The sequence below is a fragment of the Agarivorans sp. genome, from assembly GCF_050295395.1.
GTDB lineage: Bacteria > Pseudomonadota > Gammaproteobacteria > Enterobacterales > Celerinatantimonadaceae > Agarivorans.
In genome coordinates, this window is sequence record NZ_JBNKPP010000044.1 from 12,987 (window position 1) to 30,774 (window position 17,788).

The 17,788-nt window shown below is 48.6% G+C and carries 10 protein-coding genes; 5 read left to right on the plus strand and 5 right to left on the minus strand.

Annotated features, from left to right (window positions below; translation table 11 throughout):
- Nucleotides 1-92 precede the first annotated feature (92 nt).
- Nucleotides 93-1,631, plus strand: coding sequence for a threonine ammonia-lyase, biosynthetic (gene ilvA, locus ACQY6Q_RS02770; protein WP_427977596.1), 1,539 nt, complete (start codon nucleotides 93-95; stop codon nucleotides 1,629-1,631).
- Here the strand turns inward: ilvA and rlmF are convergent.
- Together rlmF and ACQY6Q_RS02780 are read right to left on the minus strand one after the other, a co-directional pair.
- Complete coding sequence (gene rlmF, locus ACQY6Q_RS02775) at nucleotides 1,624-2,586, minus strand: 23S rRNA (adenine(1618)-N(6))-methyltransferase RlmF (protein WP_427977599.1); 963 nt, start codon at nucleotides 2,584-2,586, stop codon at nucleotides 1,624-1,626. The two genes, ilvA and rlmF, sit on opposite strands and share 8 nt — an antisense overlap.
- Before the next feature lie 125 nt (nucleotides 2,587-2,711).
- On the minus strand, nucleotides 2,712-4,067 hold the full coding sequence (locus ACQY6Q_RS02780) for a DUF4397 domain-containing protein (protein WP_427977601.1): 1,356 nt from the start codon (nucleotides 4,065-4,067) through the stop codon (nucleotides 2,712-2,714).
- Between the two features lie 178 nt (nucleotides 4,068-4,245).
- On the opposite strand from ACQY6Q_RS02780, the gene ACQY6Q_RS02785 reads away from it, so the two are divergent.
- A complete protein-coding gene (locus ACQY6Q_RS02785; protein WP_427977604.1) occupies nucleotides 4,246-6,102 on the plus strand; it encodes a choice-of-anchor I family protein in 1,857 nt (618 codons plus the stop codon).
- A gap of 279 nt (nucleotides 6,103-6,381) precedes the next feature.
- Entirely contained in the window at nucleotides 6,382-8,601 is a 2,220-nt protein-coding gene (locus ACQY6Q_RS02790; protein WP_427977607.1) for a glycoside hydrolase family 3 N-terminal domain-containing protein, read from the plus strand.
- Between the two features lie 58 nt (nucleotides 8,602-8,659).
- Here ACQY6Q_RS02790 and ACQY6Q_RS02795 read toward each other — a convergent pair whose 3' ends face one another.
- Together ACQY6Q_RS02795 and ACQY6Q_RS02800 are read right to left on the minus strand one after the other, a co-directional pair.
- Entirely contained in the window at nucleotides 8,660-12,112 is a 3,453-nt protein-coding gene (locus tag ACQY6Q_RS02795) for an ATP-binding protein (protein ID WP_427977609.1), read from the minus strand.
- Between the two features lie 9 nt (nucleotides 12,113-12,121).
- A complete protein-coding gene (locus ACQY6Q_RS02800; RefSeq protein ID WP_427977613.1) occupies nucleotides 12,122-13,060 on the minus strand; it encodes a GGDEF domain-containing response regulator in 939 nt (312 codons plus the stop codon).
- Nucleotides 13,061-13,346: 286 nt separating this feature from the next.
- Between ACQY6Q_RS02800 and ACQY6Q_RS02805 the strand changes: the two genes are divergently transcribed.
- Nucleotides 13,347-14,708 carry an alpha/beta hydrolase gene (locus tag ACQY6Q_RS02805; RefSeq protein ID WP_427977616.1) on the plus strand — a complete coding sequence of 454 codons (1,362 nt, stop codon included), beginning with the start codon at nucleotides 13,347-13,349 and terminating at the stop codon, nucleotides 14,706-14,708.
- A gap of 404 nt (nucleotides 14,709-15,112) precedes the next feature.
- On the plus strand, nucleotides 15,113-16,675 hold the full coding sequence (locus ACQY6Q_RS02810; RefSeq protein WP_427977618.1) for an AbgT family transporter: 1,563 nt from the start codon (nucleotides 15,113-15,115) through the stop codon (nucleotides 16,673-16,675).
- Nucleotides 16,676-16,692: 17 nt separating this feature from the next.
- Here the strand turns inward: ACQY6Q_RS02810 and ACQY6Q_RS02815 are convergent.
- On the minus strand, nucleotides 16,693-17,788 hold a 1,096-nt coding region (locus tag ACQY6Q_RS02815), incomplete at its 5' end, for a DNA topoisomerase (RefSeq protein WP_427977620.1).

Below are 17,788 nucleotides of genomic sequence, written 5' to 3' on the forward strand. Positions count from 1 at the left end.
GCTTAGGGCTGGCTTATCCAATTTGCATCAGTCTTATTTGGCTGCGCCGTTTACTGATGCTCGCAATTATTCGTTCCGCTTGAGGTAACACTATGACGCAACAGCATCCCACTGCGAATGACTATCTTCGCCGTATTCTGCTTTCACCGGTGTATGAGGTCGCTCAAGTCACCCCGCTACAAGACATGAACAAGCTGTCGCAACGGCTTGGCAACCATATTCTACTCAAGCGCGAAGACCGCCAAAGTGTGCATTCCTTCAAACTGCGCGGCGCCTACAACAAAATTGCCCAGCTTAACCAAGAGCAACGCCAGCGCGGCGTGGTGGCGGCCTCGGCGGGTAACCATGCTCAAGGGGTTGCCATGTCGGCTCAGCGCCTTGGCATCGCCGCCGTTATCGTGATGCCCACCACCACTCCCGACATTAAAGTCGACTCGGTACGCGCCATGGGCGCCGATGTGCGCTTGGTAGGCGACAGTTTTGATGAGGCTTACCAATACTGTAAGCAGCTAGAGCAACAACATGGTTATACCTTAATCCCGCCCTTTGATGACGTAGACGTTATCGCCGGCCAAGGCACCATTGGTAAAGAGCTACTCGAACAAGACATGCACCTAGATGCGATTTTTGTGCCCGTGGGCGGCGGCGGTATCGCTGCAGGTATCGCGGTGTACATTAAGCAACTAATGCCGCAAATCAAGATAATCGGCGTAGAAGCCGAAGACTCGGCCTGTTTAGTGGCAGCCTTAGCAGCTGGTAAGCCCACCCCACTGGAAAAAGTTGGCCTATTTGCCGACGGTGTAGCGGTAAAACTGATTGGTAGCGAAACCTTCCGCTTATGCCAGCAGTATCTCGATGAGGTGATCACCGTTAATTCCGACGAGATCTGCGCGGCGGTGAAAGATATTTTCGAAGATACCCGCGCCATATCAGAACCTTCTGGGGCCTTGGCTTTAGCCGGCTTAAAGGCCTATGCCCAGCAACACCAGCTGAATAACAAGCGTCTCGCTGCAGTGCTGTCGGGAGCCAATGTTAACTTCCATAACCTGCGTTATGTTTCCGAGCGCACCGAACTCGGTGAGAAAAAAGAAGCAGTATTAGCGGTCACCATTCCCGAGCGCCAAGGCGCTTATCTGGAATTTGTTGAACACTTAGGCGGACGCGCCATCACCGAATTTAACTACCGTTATGCCAGTGATGAGCAAGCCAATATTTTTGTTGGCATTCGGGTGAGTAATAGCGACCAAGAGCTGCCAGAGCTAGTCAATAGACTAGAGCAACACGGCTATCAGGTGGCCAACTTAATCGACGATGAACTGGCCAAACAGCATGTGCGTTACATGGTGGGCGGGCGCCCCGGCAAGGCGCTGAACGAGCGGCTATATAGTTTCGAGTTCCCCGAGCAACCTGGCGCCCTGCTGCGCTTTTTGCGCACCCTTGGGCCACATTGGAATATCACCCTCTTTCATTACCGCAACCATGGTTCGGCCTATGGTCGAGTGCTGGCGGGCTTTGAGTTGGAAGCCAGTGACCAACAGGCTTTTAGTCAACATCTCGCGCAACTGGGTTTTGATTATAAAGATGAAACCGACAACGTCGCCTACCAGTTTTTTCTAGCCAAAGCTAAGTAAGTTTAGCTAAGCAAGCCGCTTGCTGCGCTGGTGTTTGAAACGTCCATGCCACAAAGCGGCTCTGCTTATTACCTTGGCCCATTTTAATGGTTTTGTAGTCTGCCACCGGCAGCTGTTTTAGAACCTTATAAATAGCGGCCAAATTGGCTTCTTTTGATACCAAACTACTAAACCACAATACTTGCTCGGCATAGGCTTGGCTTTCTTTGAGCATGTTGCTAATAAAACGCAGCTCGCCACCGGGGCACCATAACTCGTTACTTTGGCCACCAAAGTTCAGGGTGTTTTTGTGTTTAGCCGCGGCCTTTAAATTACGTTGTTTACGCTGAGTGCCCGCTCTAGCTTCTGCCGCCGAGCGATGAAAAGGCGGATTACATAGGGTTAAGGCAAAAGATTCATCAGGCTGAATAATGCCTTTAAAAATCGAACGCTTATCGGCTTGCAAACGCAAGGTAATTTGCTCGTCCAAGTCAGGGTTGGCTTGCAGAATGGCTTGCGCCGAGCGCAGCGAGTCGGCTTCTATGTCGCTCCCCACAAAACACCAGCCATATTCACGCGCCCCAACCAAGGGATAAACACAGTTCGCCCCCACGCCCACATCCAAGCAGCGAATCGCCGCAGCTTTAGGCTTAGCCTTGGGCGAGCTGGCGGCTAACAGATCCGCCAAATAGTGAATATAATCGACTCGTCCGGGGATCGGCGGACACAAATTATGCGCGGGGATCTGCCAGTCTTTCACCGCATAAAAATGCTGCAACAGCGCCTTGTTTAAACAACGCACCGCAGCAGGGTCAAAAAAGTTTATCGAAGCATCACCATAAGGGTTAGGCGCTACAAAGCGTTTTAGCTCGGGGCAGGAAACAATTAAAGCGGCAAAATCATAACGCTGACGATGCTTATTACGCGGATGTAATTGGCTTTTGCTATCTACAGGGGTGTTTTTTGACTGAGGCATAAGGCACTGAAACTCAACAGACAGTTATCGGCGCCTAAGTATACGGTGAAGCAAACTAAAAATCCCGCACTCAAACCAGAAAGCCCAAGCTCAAGGCCCCAGTAATGGGGCCTGGTCTCCCCCCGCTAAGGAGTACTGTTATCAAGATTGAGCACTAAATCGCTGAAGTCATCACTGGCAACGGCAGAATAAACGCCACCATTTTCCAGCGTGGCCATGCTTTCTATGGCGGGAGTATAACTGTCGTCCGAGCTTAATATCACTGCGAAATAATAAGTGCCTTCGGCCACATTGAGCAGCGCATTGTCTTTGAAATCAAGCCCTGATAGCACCACCGTGTCGGCGCTGTAGTTACCGTCAACCGAGGCGTGAATATCAACTAAGCCAAGGGCTGCGGCACTAGGGCTGGCATGCACTACACGTAACTTCGAATATAAGGCTACTGAGCGCAAATCTTCGCTAATCACCAGCGGCTCGATAGTATTATCAGTCACCGCGTTAAGTTTACCCACCGCATAAATGCTGGTTTCGGCTCCCGCGTCTAACTGCGTATTGGGCGCATCGATCACCACTAAACTGTTGTCGGCACTGGCCGCCACACTGATGTCGTAACTGCCGGCTGCCAGCTCACCAGAACGAAACTGTTTAAAGGCGATGTCGGTAAATCCAACGGCAGGGTTAGACCCCAACAATACATCCACCAGCGGGGCATCATCAACGGCATGCACAACCCGTACATGGCTGGTTTCATTGGCATCGGCGATTACCGATACGCCATCACCGTCGGCCAGCAATAAACTCACCGGCGATTGAGCGCCAAGGTCGGTATTTGGCACTGCACTTAACATTAAGTCACTACCGCCGGCTAAGGCCACTTCTCCGCTATCAAATACCACGGTTTTGTCGCCACTGGCAGTAATTCTAACTCGATAGTTTGCCGCCGGAACGGTAACCGGTAAGGCGTCACTATCCACTTTGAAGGCCAAATTGCTAATGGCTGGGGTTTCAGCGGCGAGATCGGCGGCGGTAGTTAAGTAAATATCCACTGCTCCCACATCCGGATGAGCATGCAGTACATCTAGGCGCACACTGTTTTCATCCACCATCTGGTTGCTGCGGCTTAATACTAAGGGTTCAATTGACGCAGCATAGTTAAGTGCAACAATGTCATATTGCATATCGGGCGAAAACTCCAAGTTAGCAGCAATCACCTCAAGCCCACCACTGGGTAATAATGCGTCCACGCTAATATCGTAGCTACCAGAAGCCACCGACTGCCAAGCGCTGGCTTGGCGGTAGTCAACCATGTTCAAACCAGCAAAGGTTTCACCATTGGCTTTTATTTCAACGAGCGGCGCATCGGCACTAGCATGAGTAACCCTAACGGCAGACATGGGGGTATTGGGGTGGTCGTCGTCACTATTACAGCCAGCAATTAATACAGCAGAGCTTAGTAACAGAATTGATTTTGCAAATCTCATCTTCTTATCCTTAAGTATCTCTGTGGGGTATCAGCTGTAAAACGGCTGCTGAACGCAATCAGATCACCTCAATTTTTGCTGACTTAGCCTCAGCGCATTAACGCGGTGCCATGGAAGTGACACAAAACTGCCACATAAAAGTCATAAGCTGCTGTTTTTTCTTAGCAGTGAGATAAACATGGAACGTCACACTTCACCCTTCGCCCTAGCGACGCTCAGCCTATTGTTCGCCAGTAATATTGCGCTGGCGCAAGCGACGCCGATCACGGCAGTAAAGCAGTTACTAATTAGCTGTATAAGCAAGCCGGCAACACCGCCGAGCGGCAGCTTTAAAGGACTAAAAATGAACTGGGTGGCCAGTCACTTCTCGGGCAGTGAATTTGATAGCTCTTCGGCGGAAATTGTCTCTTATGATAGTTGTAGCGATAAGCTGTACGTGGTGAATGCCAAAGCGCAGAGCGTAGAAATTCTTAAACTGGGCAATAACAACAGTGAACCCAGCAAGGTCGGCCAACTTGATCTACAAGCAGCGGCAAAAAATGCCGGCATCAGCATTGGTGACGCCAATAGTGTGGTGGCTAAAAACGGCTTAGTGGCGGTGGCCATTCAACATGCAAATAAACAACAAAATGGCATCATTGCGCTTTATCGCTCCGATGATTTAAGCCTAATCAACAGCTACCCTGCGGGTGCTCTGCCCGACATGGTGACCATGAGCGATGATAGCCGCTACCTACTGAGTGCCAACGAGGGCGAACCCAATGGCGACTACTCTAATGACCCTGAAGGTTCGGTGACCATTGTTGATTTGCAGGGTGGCTTTGCCAATAACCAAGCTAAAGTCAAACAAGTGGATTTTAGGGCCTTCAACCAAGGCCAAACCCGCCACGGCGAATTAAAAGCTGTGCGCTTGCCTGCACCCATGGGCGCCACGGTAGCGCAAGACTTAGAGCCGGAATACCTCGCCTTAACCAGCAAGGGTAAGGTGATAGTATCCCTACAAGAAAACAATGCTATTGCACGCATCAACATTGCCAACGGCCACATAGAAACCATTCAAGGCTTGGGCAGTAAAAGTTGGGCCTCGCTAGAAGAGGGCGGAGACGGTGCCATGCTCGATCTCACCAATAAAGATGGCAAATTCATTCAAGCTAGCTACCCACAGTTAGCCGGTTACTATATGCCCGATTCCATCGCCAGCTTTAAGGTCAACGGAAAAGATTACCTGCTCACCGCCAATGAGGGTGACGGCCGCGAATACCTTTATCAGAGCAGCCAAGCCCAATGTGAGCAGGCTGGCCACAGTTGGGACGGCAAACAATACCAAGTAGGCGGCGAAGATGAGGATGCGGCTAAATACCAAAGCGAACAAGACGACTGCATCTCTTATAGCGATGAAACCCGCGCCTATAAACTCAACATAGACCCAGCCCACCCGCTGATGGACCAGCAGCGTTTTGGCAAGAAAGGCACCATTGCCAATAAAAAAGCCATTGGTCGACTCAAAGTCGTCGCCGACCAAAAACAACTTGGGCCTAAGGACACGGTATACAGCTTTGGTGCCCGCTCCTTTTCCATTTTTGACCTAGACGGACAGCGGATTTTTGATAGCGGTAACCAGCTATCAGACCTGGCCAACAGTGAACAACATTGGAATACCAGCAACGACAACCAAGCCAGCGACGATCGCTCCGATGACAAAGGTGTAGAACCTGAAGCGCTCACCGTCGCCGAGATTAACGGCGCTCATATCGCCTTTATCGGCCTAGAACGCCAAGGCGGCATTGCTGCCTACGACGTTTCGCAGCCTGATTCACCCAAACTATTAGATTTTGTTAATCGCCGCGACTTTAGCCAAGAGGTATGCACTGAAGTGGATGAAGACGGTGATTGTGCCAATGGCCAATACAACCCTAAGGCCGGTGATTTAGGTCCCGAGTCCATCACTCACTTCTCTCGCTTAGGACGCCACTACATTGCAGTGGGCAATGAAGTATCAGGCACCACCAGCATCTACCAGTTAGAGTTGAACTAAATCGTTAACTCTGGCCGCTGCTCTCCAGCAGCGGCTTTAGCAAGCCTCATTACCCAAAAGCCGTCGGCAAATTCAATGTCTAAATTTGACAAGGCTTTAGCTTTTTTCGGTGAATGTTAGCTAGCCCCCAAAAGCAGCAACAACTTCCATGAAACCGCTTACTTTTAAGTATTTCATACCCAAACTTATCTAAGATAAGCCAAGGCCTTGGCTATCGCGATGAAGGCGAAAATCGATTAAGCCTAAACCATTATTCACATTTTTCGAGAGGAACTGTTAATGTCGCAGCCCTATACCAATCCATCACTCAGTATTGCTGAGCGCGTCGAAAACCTAATGTCATTGATGACCTTAGAAGAAAAAGTCGGGCAAATGCTGCAGCTTCCAGCCAATATGTCAGACAACGTGGATAAATTAGAGCAATGGAACGTTGGCAGTTACCTGCATTGCACCGGCGACATGGTGGAAGAACTACAACAGCGCGCCGCCAAAACCCGCCTAGGGATTCCACTTATCTTTGGGATTGATGCGATTCACGGCCACTGTTTTGAAAACGACAGCACGGTATTTCCAACCCAGCTAGCACTGTCTTGTGCGTGGAGTAAGCAATTAAGCCAAAGCATGGCCCATGTAACGGCAGTAGAAACCCGTGCTTGTGGTCTACATTGGACCTTCTCTCCGGTATTGTGTGTCGGTCGCGATAGCCGTTGGGGACGCATCAATGAAACCTTTGGTGAAGACCCTTGGTTAATTGGCGAGCTGGCCGCCGCCGCTATTCACGGCTATCAAGGTGAAAACCTAGCAGCCAATGACACAATTCTCGCCTGTGCCAAACACTACGTAGCCTATGGCGAAACCACTGGCGGTCGTGATGCCTATGAAGCCGAAGTCTCACCACGTAAATTGCTATCAGTATTTCTGCCTCCTTTTGAGAAAGCAGTAAAACAAGCCAAAGTAGCCACACTGATGGCAGGCTATCAGGCCATCGATGGCCTACCTTGCAGCGCCAGTAGTTGGATATTACGCGACATTCCTAAAACCCAATGGGGTATGGATGGCTTCATCGTTACCGACTGGGATAATGTTGGCTCTTTGCATGACAAACAACGGGTTGCCGAAGACTTACGCCACGCCGCCAAACTGGGGCTGGAAGCGGGCAACGATATGATCATGACCACACCGTCGTTCTATCAACATACCATCGATTTAGTGAATCAAGGTGAAGTGGACGTGGCATTGGTGGATGACGCCGTAGCCAGAATTTTAAGCTACAAGTTTAAACTAGGCTTATTCGATGACTTCCGTTACACCGACCTTAGTAAAAAACCACAAATACTGGGTAACCCGGTGCACTGGCATGCTTCATTAGAAGCCAGCCGCCAATCTTTAACCCTGTTAAAAAATAAACAAGTGCTACCACTAGACGAAGCCAACAAACCTAAAATACTACTGTGTGGCGCCAACGCCGATGATGTAGTAGCCCAGTTAGGTGACTGGTCTTTTGGTTCGATGCAAGCAGGCGCCTCCGACGATAGCTTCCATCGTAGAGACTGCGTAACCCTGCGCCAAGGCTTACAAGCCGCCGCAGACGCAGGCCGTTGTGAACTAAGCTATGTTCGCGGTGCCGCCCCTGCTGAAGCCGATTTTGAAGAGATCTTAGCCGCCGTTGATGCCGCCGCTAACAGTGATGTGATCGTGGCCTGTGTGGGCGACATACTCAGCCAACACGGTGAATTCCACGACCGTGCCAATCTCGACCTAAGCGGCCACCAGCAAGCCATGCTAGAAGCGCTAAAAGCCACTGGTAAACCTTTAGTGGTGGTATTTATGGCCTCTAAACCGCTGACTATTCCCTGGGTGAAACAACATGCCGACGCCATAGTTTGTGCTTTTAACCCCGGAGCCAAAGGCGGCATAGCCTTAACCGAACTGCTATTGGGTGACCTAAACCCAAGCGGTAAACTCACCATTAGCTTCCCGGTGCACGTAGGGCAATTACCAGTGTATTACAACAAGTACCAAGGTTGGCACGCCCTTATATCGGGTAGAACAAACCATCAAGAGCGTTACATCGACATGCCTGAACAGCCCTTATTTAGCTTTGGTGAAGGGCAGAGTTACAGCGAGTTTGAATACAGCGATCTACAAGTCGCTAATCCTACCCTGAGCGCCTCACAAGATTTAGCCGCAGGCGAAGCCTTAAAGGTATCGGTGCAGATTAAAAATACCAGCCAACGTGCTGGCATTGAAATCGCTCAACTGTATATACGTGATTGTGTGGCTTCGGTCACTATACCGGTTATGCAATTACGTGGCTTTGAGCGGGTTGAACTAGCCGCTGGAGAAAGCCGCCGGGTTGACTTTAGCGTGCCCTACGAAGATCTAGCACTAATTAACGCACAACTTGAAAAAGTGGTAGAACCGGGTGCCTTTAAGGTCTTGGTGGGGGCTTCATCAAAAGCTGAAGATTTACTCAGTGCTGACTTTAAAGTGGCCTAAGCCCCGCCAAAACCGTTAATCATTAAGCCCCATTTGGGGCTTTTTTATTTTAAACGCATCATTCAGCACTAGGCTGGCGAGACTCGCTGATGGCTGCCAACAGCTGCTGGTGCTCTTGCTTTGCTTGTTGGTAATAGTCCATTATTAGAGCAAAATCACAATCAGCTTGCCGACGAGTTTGTTGCTCAATATCCGCCATAATAGCCGCCAAGTGTTCGGCGCCAATCTCACTGCAAAAGCCTTTTATTTTATGACTCCACTCGCCAATCGCGGGCGCGTCTTGCTGCTCTACAACCAAGCCCAAAGACTGCATGTAGTTGGTCGATGAATCGAGGAAAATGTCTAACACCTTGTTGAGTAAGTGTTCCGCACCACGCATGCGGCTCAGTGCTGCCGCTCGGTTCCACCCCTGGTAATCGCGGTTAGCCGGCGCAGAAGGAGAGGTTCGGCTCCTCGCCTCTCGTGCTTCTGCAGTCCATTGCTCGACTTTGTCTAATAGAATTTTCGGGTCAACCGGCTTGGTAAGATAATCACTCATCCCATAGGAAAGGCATTTTTCTTTTTCCCCCGCAAAAGCATTGGCGGTCATGGCGATGATGGGGATGCTGGCACTGCCGTAATCTTTGGCGTTATAACGCAGCTCGCTGGCGCACTCATAACCGTTCATCACTGGCATCTGACAATCCAGCAAAATGCAGTCAAATGGCTTGCCGTCAAGATGAGCCTGCTTAACTAACTCTAGGCATTCTCGGCCATTGCTGGCACAACTAATCTCGGCCTGTCGCGGTTCTAAGTAACCACGAGCCACTTCTAGGTTAATCTGATTGTCGTCAACCAACAAAATACGTAAGCCAGAGAGGTCGACATAGTGTAACTGTTCTTGTTGGCTGGCCTCTAAGCTCATAAGGCTTGCTTGCACACGCCCCTGCAGCGCATCTAACAAGTCATCACTGACTAAAGGCTTGGCCAGTTTGACTAGGGCAGGTTCGCCCTCAAGCAAATGCGGCCCCAAGGTATTGTTATAACTTAAACTGATGATAATGGGTGGGAGAGAGCAGTTTGCGGCTTGATAACGAGCTAACCAAGCCTGCTCATCCAACAAGTCACCATCTAAAATAAGCGCATCTAACTCGCCTAAGACCGGTGCATCATTGTCCAGCAGCAGGCTACCGCCCCCCCAGCTACTAAGGTTTTTGCTTAATACCGACGCTAAACTTTGGTCGGTAGTAACAACACCAATTTGCTGTCCCTTCAAGGCCTGAGACAACTCGCTTAGCCTACACAAAGAGGCATCCATATCGATATGAAAATAGAAACGACTACCCTCGCCAGAATTTGATTCAAAGTCGATTTTGCCATTCATTAGTTCACACAGCTCACGACAAATAGATAAACCCAAACCAGTGCCACCAAACTTAACCGCCGTATCAGAGCCTTCCTGAGAAAAGCGCTGGAATAAACGATGCTGATTTTCTACGGCAATGCCAATGCCACTATCAATCACTTCAACACTTAAACGTACCGTATTTGAATCGAGCTCTTGGGTGGCGGCGATAATTTTGATTTCTCCCTGCTGGGTGAATTTAATCGCATTGCTCATTAAGTTATTAAGAATTTGTTTGATTCGATTGGGATCGGAATAAAGCCGGCTATGGTCGATGTCACTGGTATCTACAACCACATTTACGCCTTTCTCATAAGCCTTGAGCGCGCACGTTTGAATTAATGTTTCAATCAGCGGACGCGGTGAGAAACGCTGCAGGTTGATTTCTAGTTTACCGGACTCAATTTTAGATAAATCCAGAATATCGTTAATCAATACAGCTAGCGTATCGACGCTACTTTCAGCCATGCTCAAATATTTTTGCTGTTTCGGACTTAGCGGATCTTGTCTCATCAAGCCTAAAGATCCCATCATTCCATTTAACGGCGTGCGCATCTCATGGCTAATGGTGGCAATAAAATTACTTTTGGCGTCACTGGCCTCCATGGCTTGCTGATGGGCGATTTTGAGTTGATGGCTGTATTCTTGGAGGGTTTGGGTTCGCTCTTCCACCTTCTCTTCTAGCTCGGCGTTATATTGCTCTAGGGCCTCTTTGGCTTGCACGCTCTCGGTCACATCACGTAGATTTATCACCAAGGAATCTATTCCACTGGCGGTATTATCCTGAATCGGGGAAATGCTAAGTTCAACATAACTCTTAACTTGATTAGGCCAAGTAATGGAATCCGAAAAAGCGTGAGTAGACTGGCTAGCGATGGTTTTTTTAATTAACTCCGACAGCAAATGCTGATCTAGTGCGACGAGCTGCTCAATCGACTTATTTAAGGCGAGGTATTTAGGCGTACTAAACAAAGATACCGCGGCATTATTCCAAGCTTTAACAATGCCTTGCGGGGTAATACAAATCACCACATCAGAGGCACCCGCTACAATTGCTTCAAAGGTGGAGTTCACCTTATTCAACTTCTTACTGGTAGAGTACGAGCGGAAAAACATCGCCAGTACTAATAATACAAATCCCAGAGCGCCGCCTAGAAAGTACAACACCTCGTTGCGTCTCGCTTTAGCAAGTTGTTCAACCTTTGCATAACTCATTACCGCATAGATAAACAAACGCCGCTCAGTATCCGCTCCTTGAAAGATAATCTTTTCATCGGCTATCCACTGTCGATGTCCTTGCTTATCAGAAAGCAATAGACCTTTAACCTCATCACGCTCTATTTGATAGAGATTTTGCAGGGTCACATTGGGGTCTAATTGCTGAGTAAAACGCTTAGCCGCCTTAGGTGTGCTGACAAAATAGCCCTCGTTATCTACCAGCCAAAATTCATCGGCCAAACCTTTAGCTTCGAGAAAGGGAGTAAGTAAACTACCAGCGTCAATATTCATAATCAGAAAACCAAAGCGAGTTCCGTCTTCATAAAAAATCGCCAAAGCTATGCGGTAAGTGGGCTGAAACGGATACACTATCTTGCCGTACTCTTTATTTAAGTTTATTGAAGAAACATAAACCTCTCCGGCCTTAAGCGCAGCGGCGGTATGGTAATAGGGCTCTGACTGCTTATTCTGCAAACGTGTTTTAGGCATCACCCGTACCCGTCCCGCCTCTCTGTCCACCCGGAGAAACTCCTGGCCCGCTTGCTCTACCGAAATCAGCCTCAGCTGTCTGATATCGCTATTGTTTTCAATCAAGGACTGGAAAATCGTTTCTAGACGCTCACACCATTGCTCAAGAGTAGTGCCATCATAAGGGTCCACTCGCTGATGGCTCAGCGCACGAGTAATACCGGCAATGGGAGGGGTAGTATGCAGAAACTTAACGATGTCGATATTGGTTTCTATATCTTCGCGCATCCGGGTGGCCTGCTGCTCGGCCTCGGTATGCAAAGTCGCCGCAGCGTCGGCAAAAATATCGTTTCTTAAACTTTCCGTGTACTGGTAAGTAGCCATGCCAAACAGCAAGACTAAGCCCAGCGAAATCACCCATCCCAAAAACCGAAGCTGCATAGCGGATCCTTACTTTAGCTGCTTAATTTGTTTGATTACGCTGGTATTTCGCCCCTTCGCTTTGGCTTCATATAAAGCTTCATCGGCTAAGCTCAACGAGCGACGAAGTTCAGTAGTGATAGCCCCCTCGGGATAAACAATGCCTCCAATACTGCAAGTTACCCGCCTAAATGGCGATGAAGCATGGGTAATGGACAAATCGCTTAACAGCTGATTGATGTTATTAACAACGCTTTGGCAGCCTAGCTCATCGGTATCGGCCAACAACAATACAAACTCTTCACCGCCATAACGATAAACCTTATCGGAAGCGCGCTGTAAGGCTTGTGTTAAGACCCGAGCCACGGCAATCAACACGTCATCACCGGCCAAATGCCCATAGGCGTCGTTGTATTTTTTGAAATAATCTAAATCAACCATCAGCACCGCCATTGACGAGTGCTTACGCTGACAATAACCGGCTATCCAGATGTAATCTTTATCTAATGCGGGGCGATTGGCGATGCCGGTGAGACCATCGCGCATCGACATCGAAATAAGAAACTCCGTCTTTAGCTTCAACGAAATATGGGTCTTTACCCGATGCTCTAAAGTGACAAAGTTAATTGGTTTATTGATAAAGTCTACACAACCGGCATTCCAACACTGTATTTGGGTTTCATCATCGTTGCGCGAAGTGATAAAAATAACCGGAATATGCCGCAAACTGGGTGAGTCTTTAAGCTTAGCGCAGACTTCCCAGCCATCCATCTCCGGCATCATAATATCCAACAAGATTAAATCTGGAGGGTTTTGTTCGGCTAACTGTAAAGCCTCTGCTCCACTGGCCGCGCTATAAATAGTAAAATCATCACTCAGGCATCCGCTCATTAGTTCACGATTGAGTAGTTCGTCATCAACCAACAAAATACTCGCCTGCTTGCTCCGCCCTTCTAAGTCGTAGTGCACGCCATTAACCTATCGTTTCTCATCCCTGCTTAGGCTAACTTTAGCATAAATCTACTTTAGCCCGACGTTGTTAGCTCAGCCCATACTGCTTTTTTTAAGTGCAACAGCATGATTTTTAAATTATTTATATTCAGTAATATTTGCACTAAGCAAAGCGATTAGCCCATGGCGCTTAACTCACCAGCTCAATGAGTTAGCGAAGTAAGGCCACTGGCTAGTCGATTGCTTATTTTATGAATACACTATATAGCTGTATTTCAATACATCGCGGGTTTAAGGATAAACAATGCAAACAACTAGGCTTAGCAGATTGATATTAGCGGGCATCACTTGGCTATTTGGCTTGGTCTGTTTTAGCAGCCTTGCTCAGCTAAGTCCTGCCAACGAAGACTGCGTATCCATTAACCAGCAAGCTGGTCTTATGGTTGACTACATAGAGCAAGCTCCCTATCGCCAAGCCATCCCATCCAAATTAGCTAGCTTTGCTTACTCTAACGAGCAAAGTTACCAAGACTACCTCGACTATGCACAAAAGCTAATTGCTCAACGCAACCCTCGGGCGATGATGGCTTGCCCAATAAGCACGCCCAGTTACCAGCGCTTAGCCCAGCAGCAAAAATGGCTGGGGCCAGTGAAAGTGATTCAATTACTCGCTCCCTTTGAACTGCACCATCCTAATAATGATAAAGCGGTATTGTTGATTCACGGCTTAACCGACTCTCCGTTTCACTTTCATGATTTAGCTTGGTTTTTTTACCAACAGGGTTATGACGTAAGAACACTGTTATTACCCGGCCATGGCACCGCCCCTTCCGACTTAGTCAATACTGATTATCGGCAATGGCAACAAGCGGCAGACTACGCCATTAGCCGCAGCAGTGAAGATTATTCAGAACTGTATTTGGGCGGTTTCTCTACCGGCGGCGCGCTAATTTTGCGCCACTTGCTCAAGCACCCGAAAAACAGTGAACAGGTAAAAGGCCTGCTGCTGTGGTCTCCCGCCTCTAAAGCGGCCAGTAACTGGGCTTGGTTGGCTAAACCAGCTAGTTGGTTCCGCACTTGGCTAAGCAAAGACGCCGACATTGATTTTGCTAAGTACGAATCCTTTGCCACCAACGCTGGGGCTCAAGTCTATAGTTTGATGAAACTACTTGGAAAAGAGTTAAAACAGGCCGAGCAATTACCGGCGATCCCCCTGCTAATGGTAGCCAGCCAGTACGATCAAACTATTAATACTCAAGCCAGCCTCGCCATCTTACAACGCTGGCAACAAGCCAATCCGCAACTCCAACACCAGCTAATTTATTACGGTGACCAGCAAAGCCTGCCCGCAGGCTTAAGCGAGCAAGTTCAGCTTAATATTCCCCGCTGCGCCACAGCTTCTTGTGAGCAAATCCAGCAAGTGGCTCACACGGCGACCATTAACGCGCCCAGCAACCCTTACTACGGTGAAAACGGGGTTTACCGCAACTGTAGCCATTATTTAAAGGACATTCCCAGTTATCTACGTTGCAAGCAAAACAATGAGGTAGTTAAGGGGGAAACCCGCAAGCAAAATCTGCAACGTTACGCTACTTTTCAGCGCCTCACCTACAATCCTTACTACCAACAAATGCTGCAGCAAATCAACGCATTTATGCAGCCTTAATCTCAGGCTATTAGGGCAGAAAACGTCGCGCTGGGTCAAGCTGGCCCAGCGCCAACAAATCAGCTTTATTTTATAAAAAAGCGTTATTATTCTACTATTTATCTTTACATATTTCTTAAAAATAGTTTTTTACGCTACAAAAACCCTAACCTACTCCATCGCCTCATTGGCTAAAAACAAAGCAAAAAACAGCCAAGTTCAAACAAATTTATGAGCAAGATCCATAAAAAACACCAAGCATTAGCCCTAATAATGATTTAAAATAAGTTTTTTTAACTCAAATCAAAGCAAAAAATAGCAATAAAAACTATTGTGGCTTAATGAGCTTATTTTTTATCCGTTTTACTAATTAATCACAACAAAAAGAACTAAACCAGAGAGTTTAGAAAAACCCAGAGGTATATATGAGTGTAACCACCACCAGCGAGCCGATCCCAAATAAGGGAGGCATAGCCCGCTTTCTAGACGTGATCGAGCGTGTCGGTAACAAACTGCCCGATCCAGCCATGTTATTCCTTGGCTTAATGTTAATTGTGTGGCTAATCTCCGCCGCCCTCGCGCAGCTCAGTTTTACTGAAATTGACCCTCGCAGTGGCGAAGCCATTGTTATCAATAACCTGCTTAGCGCTGAGTGGCTCACCACCTGGATGACCAGCATGGTGAAAATCTTCACCGGCTTTGCCCCTTTAGGCGTAGTGTTGGTAGCTGTATTAGGTGTGGGCGTAGCCGAGCGTTCTGGTTACATTAATGCCGCGTTAAAAGCGATGTTGAAAGTCACACCAGCTAAAATGATTACCCCCGCAGTGGTGATGATCGGCGTAATCTCTAGTGTCGCCACCGATGCCGGTTATGTAGTAGTGATTCCTTTAGCTGGCGTTATTTTCCATGCCATGGGGCGTCATCCCATCGCCGGTATTACCGCAGCCTTTGCCGGTGTTTCTGGCGGTTTCTGTGCTAACTTCATCCCTTCAGGCTTAGACCCACTATTACAAAGCTTCACCCAAAGTGCGGCTCAATTGTCTAACCCAGAAATGAGAGTAAACCCGCTAAATAACTGGTTCTTTGCTTCGGCTTCTTGCATACCGATTGTGGCGACTATCTGGTACATCACCGATAAAATCGTCGAGCCACGTCTGCAAAAAAATAGCCCTATTGCCAAAGATGAAGTCTCTGCCACAGACATGCATTCTCGCAACCCTAAAGAAACCTTTGCCTTTAGAGTGGCCAGCTTAGTCATGTTAGCTTTGATTGGTTTATTGGTATTAGCCGCTTGGGGCGAAGACTCTAGCCTGCGCGACGCACAAGGCTCACTCACCAGCTTTAGCGCACCGATGATGCAAATCATTGTGCCACTGATTTTCATCTTCTTTGTGATCCCAGGGGTGATTTTTGGCTACCTCAACGGCAGCTTCAAAAACTCTAACGACGTAGTAGCGGCCATGTCTAAAACCATGGAAACCATGGGCCACTACATTGTAATGGCCTTCTTCTGTTCTATGTTTGTTTGGGCTTTTGGCCAGTCTAACATTGGGGTATTAATGGCGGTTAAGGGGGCAAACTTCTTACAAGCCATTGGTATGGCAGCGCCTGCCACCATCGTGGGCATGATCGTATTAGTAGTATTGGTTAACCTATTTGTGGGTTCTTCATCGGCTAAATGGGCGCTGATTTCACCAGTGCTAGTACCGATGTTAATGCAAATGAACATCTCACCCGATCTCGTGCAAGCGGCATATCGTATTGGTGATTCTAGCTCGAACATCATCACACCATTAATGCCTTACTTCCCATTGGTAGTTGTGTACTGTCAGAAATACATGAAAAATGCCGGTATCGGCACCTTGGTCGCCACCATGCTGCCTTACTCGATTGCCTTAGCTATTTTCTGGACCTTATTCCTACTCGCCTACTGGGCCTTGGGTTTACCGCTAGGCTTGGGTGCCAGCTACGTTTACCCAGCTATGTAAATGGCTTGAATAAACAACTAACGCGCCGCTGTGGCGCGTTTTTTATTGGTGCGCTTGGCAGTAGTTGTGCGCTTACCGCCAGTTTTACCACGCCGAACAAAGTTTTGGCGCCCCGCCTTAGCGGGTTTGGCTAAACCGACAAAGGCCTGAGCATTCAGCGCCGCGCTTTGCTCTACCAACTGATTCAGCTGGCTTTGCATTTGCTGCATGAAGGCCTGATAGCTGTACTGACGCTGACTAATGGCATTTAATTGCTGCTCCCAGTGCGCGGTCATATCCGGCCAAACACATAGTTCTGGCAAGGCAGCGACCAAAGCCTTAGCACTGTCGCTAGCATGAATTTGCTTGGCCTGACGCAGCAAAAAGCCGCGCTTGAATAGCAAGTCGAGGATCCCCGCTCGGGTCGCCTCGGTGCCCAAGCCGTCAGTCTCTTTTAATACCGCCTTTAAGCTGGGATCTTGCACATACTTGGCAATGCCGGTCATGGCCGCCAATAGGCTGGCATCGGTAAAAGCTTTAGGCGGCTGAGTTTGTTTATCGAGCACTCTGGCATCAATACAATGTAGTTTTTGTCCTTGGCGCAGTGGCGGCAGTTGCTGTTCCTCGTCATTTTGTTTGCGGGGAAACAAAACCTTCCAACCTAAGTCTTGCAGCTGATTGGCGCTAGCCTTAAACAGCCCCTCGGCAATCAGCACAGTGACCTCGCTATGAGCATAACGATAATGCGGATAAAACTGCGCCAAGTATTGGCGGGCTATTAACTGATAAACGCGCCGCTCCGCCTCGCCGAGTTGGCTGGCAGCATGGCGTTTGGTGGTGGGAATAATCGCGTGATGAGCATCAACCTTGGCATCGTTCCAGGCCTTACTGCGCAACCTGGGATCGGCCTCGCTACAGACTTTAGCGAGCTCTTCACTATTGGCCTTAAGCGCAGCGATCACCTCCGGCGCCTCGCCATGGTGCTGCTTGGGCAAGTAGCGACTATCGGAGCGCGGATAAGTAATTAAGGTGTGGCGCTCATACAAATTTTGGCAAATATCTAAAACCTGCTTAGCGCTGTAGCCATAACGCTTGGCCGCATCAATTTGCAGGCTAGATAGGTTATAGGGTAAA

Excerpts from the sequence above, each read along its gene's own strand:
- ilvA (WP_427977596.1), top strand. The coding sequence starts at position 93 with ATGACGCAACAGCATCCCACTGCGAATGACTATCTTCGCCGTATTCTG.
- rlmF (WP_427977599.1), bottom strand. The coding sequence starts at position 2,586 with ATGCCTCAGTCAAAAAACACCCCTGTAGATAGCAAAAGCCAATTACAT.
- ACQY6Q_RS02780 (WP_427977601.1), bottom strand. The coding sequence starts at position 4,067 with ATGAGATTTGCAAAATCAATTCTGTTACTAAGCTCTGCTGTATTAATT.
- ACQY6Q_RS02785 (WP_427977604.1), top strand. The coding sequence starts at position 4,246 with ATGGAACGTCACACTTCACCCTTCGCCCTAGCGACGCTCAGCCTATTG.
- ACQY6Q_RS02790 (WP_427977607.1), top strand. The coding sequence starts at position 6,382 with ATGTCGCAGCCCTATACCAATCCATCACTCAGTATTGCTGAGCGCGTC.
- ACQY6Q_RS02795 (WP_427977609.1), bottom strand. The coding sequence starts at position 12,112 with ATGCAGCTTCGGTTTTTGGGATGGGTGATTTCGCTGGGCTTAGTCTTG.
- ACQY6Q_RS02805 (WP_427977616.1), top strand. The coding sequence starts at position 13,347 with ATGCAAACAACTAGGCTTAGCAGATTGATATTAGCGGGCATCACTTGG.
- ACQY6Q_RS02810 (WP_427977618.1), top strand. The coding sequence starts at position 15,113 with ATGAGTGTAACCACCACCAGCGAGCCGATCCCAAATAAGGGAGGCATA.